The organism is Nocardiopsis sp. JB363 (genome assembly GCF_900143625.1).
Taxonomy (GTDB): domain Bacteria; phylum Actinomycetota; class Actinomycetes; order Streptosporangiales; family Streptosporangiaceae; genus Nocardiopsis.
In genome coordinates, this window is the sequence record NZ_FRFF01000204.1 from 1 (window position 1) to 10872 (window position 10872).

The 10872-nt window shown below is 69.7% G+C and carries 10 protein-coding genes; 5 read left to right on the top strand and 5 right to left on the bottom strand.

Going from position 1 to position 10872, the window contains the following annotated elements; all coding sequences use genetic code 11:
- Positions 1 to 501: 501 nt before the first annotated feature.
- On the top strand, positions 502 to 1740 hold the full coding sequence (locus BQ8420_RS30885) for an MFS transporter (protein WP_087104050.1): 1239 nt from the start codon (positions 502 to 504) through the stop codon (positions 1738 to 1740).
- 33 nt (positions 1741 to 1773) lie between these two features.
- Here the strand turns inward: BQ8420_RS30885 and BQ8420_RS30890 are convergent, their stop codons facing one another.
- From BQ8420_RS30890 to BQ8420_RS30900, 3 genes are all read right to left on the bottom strand, one after another.
- Positions 1774 to 2922: a mandelate racemase/muconate lactonizing enzyme family protein gene (locus BQ8420_RS30890; protein WP_087104052.1), complete on the bottom strand. Its 1149-nt coding sequence runs from the start codon at positions 2920 to 2922 to the stop codon at positions 1774 to 1776.
- Positions 2923 to 3012: 90 nt separating this feature from the next.
- A complete protein-coding gene (locus BQ8420_RS30895; RefSeq protein ID WP_087104054.1) occupies positions 3013 to 4323 on the bottom strand; it encodes an ABC transporter substrate-binding protein in 1311 nt (436 codons plus the stop codon).
- Between the two features lie 332 nt (positions 4324 to 4655).
- Complete coding sequence (locus tag BQ8420_RS30900; protein WP_087104056.1) at positions 4656 to 6785, bottom strand: alpha-L-rhamnosidase C-terminal domain-containing protein; 2130 nt, start codon at positions 6783 to 6785, stop codon at positions 4656 to 4658.
- 124 nt (positions 6786 to 6909) lie between these two features.
- Between BQ8420_RS30900 and BQ8420_RS33175 the strand changes: the two genes are divergently transcribed.
- Positions 6910 to 7830, top strand: coding sequence for an AraC family transcriptional regulator (locus BQ8420_RS33175; protein WP_087104058.1), 921 nt, complete (start codon positions 6910 to 6912; stop codon positions 7828 to 7830).
- 101 nt (positions 7831 to 7931) lie between these two features.
- Positions 7932 to 8306, top strand: a complete 375-nt coding sequence (locus tag BQ8420_RS30910; RefSeq protein WP_087104060.1) for a hypothetical protein — start codon at positions 7932 to 7934, stop codon at positions 8304 to 8306.
- 80 nt (positions 8307 to 8386) lie between these two features.
- Here the strand turns inward: BQ8420_RS30910 and BQ8420_RS30915 are convergent, their stop codons facing one another.
- The gene (locus tag BQ8420_RS30915; RefSeq protein ID WP_087104062.1) at positions 8387 to 8956 is read right to left on the bottom strand and encodes a YdeI family protein; all 570 of its coding nucleotides are present in this window, start codon (positions 8954 to 8956) and stop codon (positions 8387 to 8389) included.
- Positions 8949 to 9959 carry a YafY family protein gene (locus BQ8420_RS30920; RefSeq protein ID WP_200816163.1) on the bottom strand — a complete coding sequence of 337 codons (1011 nt, stop codon included), beginning with the start codon at positions 9957 to 9959 and terminating at the stop codon, positions 8949 to 8951. The genes BQ8420_RS30915 and BQ8420_RS30920 overlap by 8 nt, the downstream gene beginning before the upstream one ends.
- Before the next feature lie 138 nt (positions 9960 to 10097).
- On the opposite strand from BQ8420_RS30920, the gene BQ8420_RS30925 reads away from it, so the two are divergent.
- The gene (locus tag BQ8420_RS30925) at positions 10098 to 10520 is read left to right on the top strand and encodes a VOC family protein (RefSeq protein WP_087104066.1); all 423 of its coding nucleotides are present in this window, start codon (positions 10098 to 10100) and stop codon (positions 10518 to 10520) included.
- Positions 10521 to 10554: 34 nt separating this feature from the next.
- Positions 10555 to 10746, top strand: coding sequence for a hypothetical protein (locus tag BQ8420_RS32125; RefSeq protein WP_087104068.1), 192 nt, complete (start codon positions 10555 to 10557; stop codon positions 10744 to 10746).
- Positions 10747 to 10872: the final 126 nt, after the last annotated feature.

Consider the following 10872-nt stretch of genomic DNA (forward strand, 5'->3'; position numbering starts at 1 on the left):
GACAGGCCACCTGCCACCACGGCGAGATACTCCAGGGGATCTTCCTGGACGGGCGATGACCTTTCCGGTGGTTCGATCGGCGACTATAGTCGATAATGAAAACCGTTGTCATCCTAATGAGCAAAACGAACAGGTGGAGCGGTCGATCGAGCCCGCCCTTCAGGTCGGTTCGAGGGCACCGGACACCCGCGCACCCCCACCATTCGTTCCCCCCGCCACAGAGCACCGAACCCCCGCGACCACGGACCCCCCTCCACCCGAGGCCGACCCGCGCGGAACCCTCACCGGAGAGCCGAAGCGTGGTGAGAAGCACCCGAAAATCGACCCCGGGACGACATCCCCGACGCACCTCGGACGGGTGCACAGGCCAGGGCGACCTCCGAAACGAAGCCCCTGCGACCCATCCGAGGTGATACACACGAAGATGCGCGCAAGTGATTATCGTTTTCACTAGAGTGGTGCGCGACCACACCCCGAAGCGACCAGAGAAGAGAACTGCCCGTGTCCTCGACGACGACGCCGAACACGACCGGAGCCCGGCGCCCCTCCCCGCTGCTGCGCCCGGACTTCGTCCGCCTATGGTGCGCCACCACCGCGTCCGGCATGGCCACCTGGGCCATGCCGTTCATCCTCGGACTCGCCGTCCTGCACGGGTCGTTGAGCGCCGTCGGTCTGGGGCTGGTCCTGGCCACCCGCACCGCCGGGTTCCTCGTCGCCGTCCCCCTCGGCGGACTGCTCGCCGACCGCCACTCACGCCGCGCCGTGGTGCTGTGGTCCGGGCTCGCCGCCGCCGTGGCCACCCCCGTCTTGGCCGCCGGACTGGGCACCTCCACCACGCTCATGGCCGTGGCCGCCACCGTGGTGGGCGTGGGCCAGGGCGCGTGCCGCCCCGCCTTTCAGGCCCTGACCGCAGAGATCGTCGCCGTCGAGGACCGTCAGCAGGCCAACGCCGCCCTGACCTTCTCGGTACGTGTGGTCACCCTGCTCGCCCCCGGCCTGACCGCCCTGGCCGCCACCGTCACCGGCCCGTCGGTCCTGCTGCTGGTCACCGCCGGGCTGTGGCTGGCCGCCGCCCTGCTGCCCCGCGGCACGAACACCGTTCCCGGCGCCCCGCGCGAGCGCGCCCCCTTCCACGTGGAGTTCGTCGAGGGACTCATCGAGGCCCGCCGCCACCCCTGGTTCCTGTCCGGGCTGGCCGCCCTGACCACCGTCATCGCCCTGGGCTACTCGGCCACCAACGTGCTGCTGCCGCTGGCCAGCCGCGACCACTACGGCACCGAGGCCGTGCTCGCCGGAGCCCTGACCGCCTACACCGCCGGCGCCTTGGTCGGCGCCGTCCTGGTATCGCGCTGGAAGCCCCGCGCGCAGGGCTGGTGGGCGCTGTTCGGGCTGGGGTTGTACGCCCTGGCCCCGCTGAGCCTGGCGTTCCCGGTCGGCGCCGTGGTGGTGTTCGCCGCCTACTCCGTGGTGGGGCTGGGCGTGGAGCTGTTCAACGTCCCGTGGTTCACCGCCGCCCAGCGCGAGGTAGCCCCCGACAAGCTCGCGCGGGTGTCGTCCCTGGACTTCCTGTTCGCCTACGGGTTCGCGCCCGTCGGGCTGGCGCTGATCGCCCCGGCCGCTCAGGCGTTCGGCGCCGAGGCGGTCCTGCTGGGCTGTGCCGCGCTGTGCGTGGTCGTCCCGGCGCTGGCCGCGCTCGCCCCGGGTGCTCGGGACTTCCGCACCCGGCACGGTCGTGGCTGAACCCGTGCCGGGCGGCGGTCCACTACCCGTGGCTCAGAGGGCTTCCTCGTGAGTGTCCACGGTCCACTCGCGCATCCGCTCACTCGGGGTGATCCCCAGCCCCGGACGGCCGGAAAGGTGCATGCGGCCGTCCGCGATCTCCAGGTGCTCCTCGAAGAGCGGATCCAACCACTCGAAGTGCTCCACCCATGGCTCGTGCCGGTAGGCGGCGGCCAGGTGGACGTGGATCTCCATCGCGAAGTGCGGCGCCAGGTGGAGGTGGTTCCGGTCGGCCATCGCCAGCACCTTGAGGAACTGGGTGATGCCGCCGATGCGGGGCGCGTCGGGCTGGACGATGTCGGCTCCGCCATGCCGGATCAGCTCGGCGTGCTCGGCCACGCTGGTCAGCATCTCACCGGTGGCGATGGGGGTGTCGAAGACCTCGGCGAGGCGCCCGTGCCCGGCGAAGTCGTGGGCGTCGAGGGGCTCCTCGATCCACACCAGGTCGAACGGTTCCAGGTTCCGGCACATCCGTCGCGCCTCGGCCCGTGACCACTGCTGATTGGCGTCGACCATCAGCGGGAAGTCATCCCCCAGGTGCTCGCGGACCGCCGCCACCCGGGCCAGGTCTCGGGCACGGTCGGGGTGTCCGACCTTGATCTTGATCCCCCCGATACCGCGTTCCCGGGACGCGGTGGCGTTGGCCAGGACCTCCTCGGTGGAGGCGTGCAGGAACCCGCCCGAGGTGTTGTAACAGCGCACCGAGTCGCGGTGGGCGCCCAGGAGCTTGGCCAGCGGGAGCCCGGCCCGCTTGGCCTTGAGATCCCACAGGGCGATGTCGAAGGGCGCGATGGCCTGGGTGGACAGTCCTCCTCGGCCCACCGAGGCGCCCGCCCAGACGAGCTTGTCCCAGATCCGTTCGATGTCGTTGGGGTCCTCACCCAACAACGCGGGGGCCACCTCTCGGGCGTGCGCGAACTGGCCCGGGCCTCCGGCCCGTTTGGAGTACCCGAACCCGATGCCCTCATGGCCGGCCTCGGTGTCGATCTCCGCGAAGAGCATCGCCACCTCGGTCATGGGGCGTTGGCGTCCGGTGAGGACCTTGGCGTCACTGATGGGGGTTTCCAGGGGCAGGGTCACCGAGGAGATCCGGACCCGGGTGACGCGGTCCTGGGAGGCTGCTCCGGGCGTGGTGGTCGACATCCACTGTCCGTTCTGTGGTCCGGGGGCGCGGGAGGGCGGAGGGGACCGCCCTCCCGCGCGGGGGTTTCGGGTGGGCTCTCGGTGGCCCGATCAGCCGCCGCCGGTGGCCGTCTCGACCTCGGTGATGAACTGCTCGGCGGCCTCTTCCGCGGTGATGTCGCCGAAGAGCAGGTTGTCGGTGGCCCTGCTGCTGATCTCCACGACCTCGCCGGCGCCGATCGGCGGGGGCGGGTTGCCGTCCACGATGGTGCCCTCGATCTCCGACATGAACTCGGCGGTCTGGCTGTCAGCCTCGGACAGTTCGCCCAGGATCGCCTCGCGCACCTCCAGGTTGGAGGGCAACCCGAGGTCGGCCAAGAGCAGTTCGGAGGCGGCCGGGTCGTTGATCATGTGGTCGAGGAAGAGCGCGACCTCCTCGGGGTGGTCGGTCCCGGCGGAGGCCGTGTAGTACATGGCGGGCTTGAGGAACAGGCCGGTGCGGTCGGACTCGGTCTCTCCCGGGTACCGCAGGAGTTGGATGTCGCGCCCGGAGGTCTCGCTCACGCCGACCAGCTGGTTGGTCCAAAAGTGCGCCATGGCGCCGCGGTTGGTGGAGACCACCGACTGGTCGATGCCGCCCGCCTGGATCTCCACGCTCTCCGAGGCGCCGGGCTGGCCGCCGTTGTCGGCCAGATCCTGGGTGATCTGGAACCAGGCGGCGAGGGTGTCCTTCGAAAAGCCGAGCGAGCCGTCCTCGGCGTAGAGGTTCTCCCCGTGTTGGCGGGCGAAGACCTGAAAGCCCGCCTCGTTGTAGGCCATGCTCTGGGTGCCGACGTACTCGCCGTCGGTGGCCTCGGTGATCTCGGCGGAGATCTCGACGTAGTCGTCCCACGTCCAGGTCTGGTCGTCAGGCATGTCCACGCCCGCCGCCTCGAAGGCCTCGGGGTCGGCGTGGATGGCGTAGGCGTTGACCCCACTGGCGACCCCGAAGGTGCTGCCGTCCAGGTCGCCGCTCTCGGCGATGAGCGGGTCCAGCCCGGACAGGTCCAGGCCGTCCAGTTCGTTGAGGTCCAGGAGGGCGCCTCGTTCGGCGTATTCGCGCAGGTAACGCTCCTCCTGCATGGCGATGTCGGGGGCGTCGTTGGCGGCGGTGTTGGTGGCCAGCCGGTCCCAGTAGGAACCCCAGTCGGTGCTCTCCCCGGTGATGGTGATGCCGGGGTTGTCGGCCTCGAAGTTCGCGATGACCTCGTTCATGGTGGACTGGCGTTCGTCCGAACCCCACCAGGAGAAACGCAGCTGGACGGTCCCGTCGTCACCCGATCCCCCACAGGCGGAGATCGCCAGGACCAGTGCGGTCACCGCGGCGGCCGTGCCGGTCGTCGGTCCGGGGCGGTTGCGGAATCGGCCGGGGGGTTGGGGCATGCCGGGACTTCCCTTCGAGGACGAGGGCGGGCTCGGCCCGACCACCGCGTGTGAAGATGCGTGAAGAAAGCGTCCCCATCGGCTTGGTAAGCGCTATCCAAGCAATGGATTGCGACATTTTTAACACCGGGCCCCACAGGTGTCAATGGTGTCCCGCCACGAGGGCGAGGCCGAGGGCCTCGACGATTCACGCTCCTGGTCCGACATGAAACCGCAGATCAAAGCCCGAATCGACGCCTATGGCCGGCGAGGGAAGCACCCGGTGCCGACGAAACACGCGAACGGTCGGGGCGCAGAGCGGAACCGCGACCCGACCGGCGATGGGAAAGCGCTTACTGGCCGTGCGTGTCCCCCGACCAGGCGAAGGTGTGGTCACCGGTGACCTGGCCGAACACCAGGTCGTCGCCGCGAAGGCGCGGTTCGCCCAAGTGCGCGCCGGGCCCGTTCACCGGACGTTCGCCGTCCCAGCGCGGCACCCCGTCCACCGACACCCGGCGCGGCCGGCCCAGCAGCGGCAGCACCACCTCGCCCACGCCTTCGGAGGGCTCCACCGTGAGGACGAAGGAACCAGAGGCTTCACTTCGGGACCAGCGCACGGCCAGTCCCCCACCGGGCGTGGGCACCCTGCCCTGCGCCCACTCCAGGTCGGCCGGCTGCGGCGCGACCCGCCAGTTCTCGAACCCTGGTGCGGTCGGTCGCACGCCCAGCACCCCCTCGCCCAGGGCCGGCACGGCGGTGGTCCACGGGGTGCTCGCGAAGGCGCCGCTCGGCCGGGTCCCATCGTTCTCCCAGGCGAACCAACCGGTTCCCGGCCCCTGGTCGAACATGTGGCCCCACCAACGGCGGATCAGGTCGAGGGCGCCCGGGGTATCGCCGTTGCGCACGCGGCCCAGCGCCTCCAGGGCCTGGATGTAACCCTGGATGTCCGAGGCCCGGTAAGGGTTTTCCTCGAACTCGCTGGAGCGGGTGCCGTACGGGGTGGCGAGTTTCGTGCCCAGGAAGTCCATCGCCCGGCGGGCCCGCTCGGGGTCCAGGGTGCCGAACACCAGGTTGCCCGCGTTCGCGTCCCCGCTGTGGTCACCGGTGGGATCGTCGGTGTTGAGGACCATCGCGCCGGTCTCCTCGTCCCAGAGTCGGGTCAGCAGCGCCACGCGCAGGTGTTCGGCTCGCTCCTCCAGGTGCCGGGCGGCGTCGGGGTCGTCGGCGACCTCGCGCTCCAGCGCCGCCATCCCTTTGAGGGCGTCGTACAGGACGGCGTTGGTGAGGGAATCGACCCCCGCGGCCAGGTCCAGCGGTGACCAGTTGGCGACCAGGGCCAACGGCGCGTCCGGGTCGGTGCGGCGGTCCTGTTCCTCCCGGAAGAGACCGTCCGGGTCGGTACGGCTCTCCAGGAAGGCGACGGCCCGGCGGGCGACCGGCAGCAGCGGACGCACGAACCCGGTGTCACCCGTGTGGAGGTGGTGGTCGGTCAGGGCGGCGACCCAGAAGGCCGTGAAGCTGTGGATGGTGCCGTCGTGGAACAGCGAGAGGTCCTCGCCCACGAACCCCAGGGCCCGGTCGGGATCGGGGCCGTTCTCCGGTACCCGCCAGCCGTTGGGCGGCCCCGGCTCGTTCGGGTGTTCGGGGTCGCCGTGGACCAGGTGGGAGGCGGCCATGGGCAGGGAACCGTCGGGGTTCTGTACCCAGCCGAACCGCATGAGCGAGTTGCGCACCAGCCACCGGTAATCGTCGCTCTGCTGGTAGCCGGCCAAGGCCTGCATGTGCAGGTCGCCCATGAAGAGCACGCGGTCGAACGGGGTGGTGAGCATCCACGGGCTGGGGCCCTCGGGCGCGCCGGGCAGGTCGCTGTCCTCGCTGACGGAGGCCAGGTCACCGGTGTGGGCGCTCAGGTGCCAGGCCCGGTTGAGCAGCGGATCGCTGGACAGGAAGTGGCCGTCGCGAGTCACCGGGTAGACGGTGGAGCGCAACCGTACGTGGCCGATGACGGCCTCACCCGGGCCGTCGAGGGTCAGCAGCAGGTAGCGGGTCTCGCGTTTGCCCTCGCTCACCAGGGTGGCGGGGGCCTCGCGGGGATCGAACAGGTCGACCCTGGACCAGGGTGCGGCGTCGGTGCCGAAGAAGGCCTGAATGCCGTCGCCCTCGGGGGCGAGCTGGTCGCGGAACTGGGCGTGCGCCACCCGTAGCGGCGCTCCGGAGATCCGTTCGACGCGCACCTCCAGGTGGCCCATGGCGAGCTGCCCCAGATCCACCACCACCCGAGTGCCATGGCGTTCGGTGGTGCGCAGGGTCAGGGGCGGGCCCTCGGGGACGGCCAGGCGATCGGGTTCGGGTGCTCCGGCGGGGTCGCCCTCGACGGTGACGGTGGCCGGCTCGATGAACGGGGTGCCCGGCAGCACCACCAGCTCACGCCAGGAGTGGTCCTCGGTCAGCGGTGTGCGGGAGAGTTCTTCGGCGGTGGACATGGTGCCTCCTTCTCGGGTCGTACCGTCGACCCTAGAAAGCACCGGCGAGACGATCCATGTTTGTTTCACTGCTTTTCCTTCGCTGAACGCTCAGCCCGAAGGACGGTCCGGTTAGGCTCCCCGCATGGACCTGTTGAGCGACGTGGTCACCTCGATGCGCGCGGGGACCCCCGGGGGCGCCCGGATCGACATGCACGGCACCTGGGGCTGGTACCTGCCCGGAGACCCCGAGGTCGCCGGGTTCATGGCGGTGCTGGAGGGCACGTGTTGGCTGTTCCCGGACAGGGACGGCGAGCCGATGCACGTGGGCCCCGGTGACGTGGTGTTCTCCCCGCACGGCGACGGATACGGGCTGGCCGACCATCCGGTCAGGCCCGATCAGACCTTGGAGGAGGCCCGCCCCGGCGAAGGTGGGTTCGACCGCCACACCTACGGCGAGCCCGACGGTGGCCCGCCGATGATCCTCGTCTGTGGCGGATACCGACTGGATCGAGAGCGGGCACACCCGCTGCTCACCGGACTGCCCGAGCACGTCCACGTTCGAGCCGGTGACCTGGGTCTGGCCCGGGTTCTGGCGGGGCTCGGCGAGGAGACGGAAGGTTCGCGGCCCGGCGGCGACGCCCTGCTGCCCCTGCTGTTGGACGCGTTGCTGCTGTACGTGCTGCGCGCCTGCCTGGAGCCGGCCGTCGGTGGTCAGGCGGAAGGCTGGGCGCGGGCGCTGGCCGATCCGGGGGTCGGGGCCTCCTTGGCGGCGGTGCACCGGGATCCGGCGCGTTCCTGGACGGTGACGGCCCTGGCCGAAACCGCCCGGATGTCCCGGGCCACCTTCGCCCGCAGGTTCACTTCGCTCACCGGCCTACCGCCGATGGGATACGTGACCTGGTGGCGGATGAACCGGGCGAAGGGGCTGTTGCGCGACACCGAACTGGCGGTGGAGGAGGTGGCCGCCCGGGTGGGTTACGGGTCGCCCTTCGCGTTCTCTCACGCTTTCCGCCGCGCTTTCGGGGAGCCGCCCCTGCGCTACCGCCGAACTTTTACTCCCTAAGCTTCCCCATCAGGGAAATTATCTGGACACACAGGGAGCGATAGGGAGTATCCTGATCGAGTCGGAGCCGCCGACCGATGCCCTGAACCTTGGAGAGCCGCATGGCTACGAACCCCGAGACCGTCCACGAGCTGCGAACGAAGCTCCGCGCCGACCTGGTCATCGCGATGAAGGCTCGGCGGTCCGAGGTGGTCTCCGCCCTGCGCACCGCGATCGCCGCGTTGGACAACGCCGAAGCCGTCGCGGCGCCGGACACCTCCGTGGAGTCGGTGAGCGAGCACGTCGCCGGTGTCGGGGCCGGGGTCGGTTCCACCGAGAGGGAGCGGCGCGCGTTGTCGGTCGAAGAGGTGCGTAAGCTCTTGCGGTCCCAGGTCGAGGAGCGGGTCGTGGAAGCCGAGCGGTACGAATCGCTCGGACGAAGCGACGCGGCTCAGCGTCTCCGGGTCGAAGCCGACGCCCTGAGGAAGTACCTCTGATCCATCGTCGAGCAGCCGAAAATGGAAGCTCGGGCGCGGTGGGACGATCTCCGCGTGGACGAGCGATGCCACCATCCGGGTCATCGAGAGGGCGGTCCCGGAGCCTCCAGCCGTCGGATCATGGCGGCGATGCGGCGGCCTCGAAGCTCGGATGGTGCGGTGACGACCTGGAGCAGAAGCGGGTAGCGTCGGCCCGTTTCCAGCTCGGCGAACCGTTGCGCCGCGAGCGGTGACTCCGCGAGCGCCGTGGCCACGTCCTCGGGCACATCCATGGCCGCCGATCCAGGGTAGGCGCGCTCCCAGCGACCATCGAGTCGGGCGCGTTCGATCTCCGCCCGCCCCCGTGGTCGCATGCGGCCCCGTGCGATCAGTGCCTCGACCAGTCCGACATTGCGCTGCGACCAGATCGACCTCGCTCGTCTGGGCGTGAATCGTTGGAGGAACGTCGTGCCGTCACGTTTCCTTCGCTGACCATCGATCCATCCACTGCACAACGCCTCATCGAGCGCCTGGGCATACGTCAGGGAAGTCGGCACGACCGTTCCCGATTTCGCCATCACCAGCCACACGCCATTCGAAGCGTTCTCGTTCACGTCGAGCCAGGATCGCCACGCCGCCACGTCCACGAGCAGCAAAGACTCGTCATCCATCGGTGGTCCTCCTTCTATCGGGTTCGTTCTGAGAAGGTACGGCCGCTCCGTCACGCGGCCGGATCGACGTGTCCGCGAAGCGTCGCGAGAGCAGGGCGAACGCGTCGGCGAGTTCGGGTGGTGCCACGTCGGTGAGGGCGGTGTCGAAGCGACCGAGCGAGGCGGCGAGTGCCACCCACGACCAGGACCCGACCCTGAGCCGGCATCGGTCGGGGCCGAGGTCCTCGACGGTCCCTTCGGTGACGAACGGGATCACCTCCTGGGCCGGCAGGTGCAGCACGACCTCGCCGGTACAGGGCCACGTGTTCTCACCGACCGACCCCTTGAAACGCCCGGCGAGGAAGTCGCGGACGTCCCCGCCGGGCACTGCTCGGGGGGTGAAGCGGGGCCCGGTGGGGATGCGGGGACTCATCCGGTCGAGTCGGTAGACGCGCCAGTCGTCGACGTCCAGGTCCCAGGCGACGAGGTACCAGCGCCCGTTCCCGAACACGACGTGGCGTGGTTCGACGCGCCGCCGCGACGGCTCGGCATCCGGATCGTCTCTCACCGACACGTAGCCGAACCGCAGTACCTCGCACGCCCTGGCCGCCGTACTCACAGCGAGGAGTTTCGCGGGGTCGGCCACCACTTCGGTGTCGGACGGCAGCGTCGAGAAGGTCACGGAGTCGACCCGGTGGCGCAGCCGTGAGGGCATCACCTGCCGCACCGTCGTCAGTGCCCGCAGCGCCGCTTCACCGTCCGCCGCGCCCGAGGCCGCGGCGGTCTGGAGCGCGGTGGCCAGGGCGACGGCCTGGTCGTCGTCGAACAGCAACGGTGGCAGTTCCGAACCCGCGTCGAGCCGGTAACCGCCGTCGGGGCCCTTGAACGTGGTGATCCGGTAGCCGAGCTCGCGCAGGTGGTCGATATCGCGGCGTAGCGTGCGGTCGCTGATCTCCAGTCGCTCGGACAGCACCCGGCCAGGCCAGTCACGGCGGGATTCCAGCAACGACAGCAGCTTCAACATTCTCGACGGTGATCCGGCCATGTCAGTCATCATGCGCGAAGAAGCGGACACCCGCTGACCGGTACCGCTGTGAGGCTCCTCCTGTGGCCGGGAAACCGGCCCCACTCCATCAAAAGAGGGATTCGAGGAGTCATCGACATGACCATCAACGTCACACCGCATCTGAACTTCCGTGGCGACGCACGCGATGCGCTGGAGTTCTACCAGACGGTGTTCGGCGGTGAGCTGACCATCGCGAGCTACGCCGACATGGGCAACACCGACCCCGCCACCGCAGATCACGTGACCTTCGGCCAGGTCACCGCCGACAACGGGTTCAGCGTCATGGCCTATGACGTGTATCCCCACCTGGAGTGGGAGCGGGGGAAGGACCCGTTCTTCGTCTCCGTCCGTGGTAACGCCCCTGAGGAGATTCAGGGTTACTGGGACAGGCTTGTCGATGGAGCGGAGGTCAAGCAGCCCATCGGCCCGTCCCCGTGGGCGCCGCTCTACGGGCAGCTCACCGACCGTTTCGGTGTCACCTGGGTGCTGGACGTCGCCGCCCAGCACCCCGCCACCTGACCCACCGTCGCCAACATGTGCCGATCCTCCGTCGGTGGACTCGGCCGCCCTCGCCCACACCGTTCAGCGCGACGGTATAGGCGGAGTGGTCGAGCCGGGTCGCTCGGGAGGCAACGCGGCGGCGAGCTTGCGCATGACCGAGGAGGCCGAACGGCTCACCGTGGCAGCGAATGTGGCCAGGCTCGCCACCAGCGCAGCGATCTCGCTGACGCCGATGGGCACCTGAACTCGCGAAACGCGATGATCGACTTCGCGGGTTCGAAGGTGCGGGACAGCGGAAATCGGTAACCTGGGGCGAACGGTCCCCGTCACTAGGCACTGTTTTTGAACGGGTCAGGTCGCGCAATCAGAT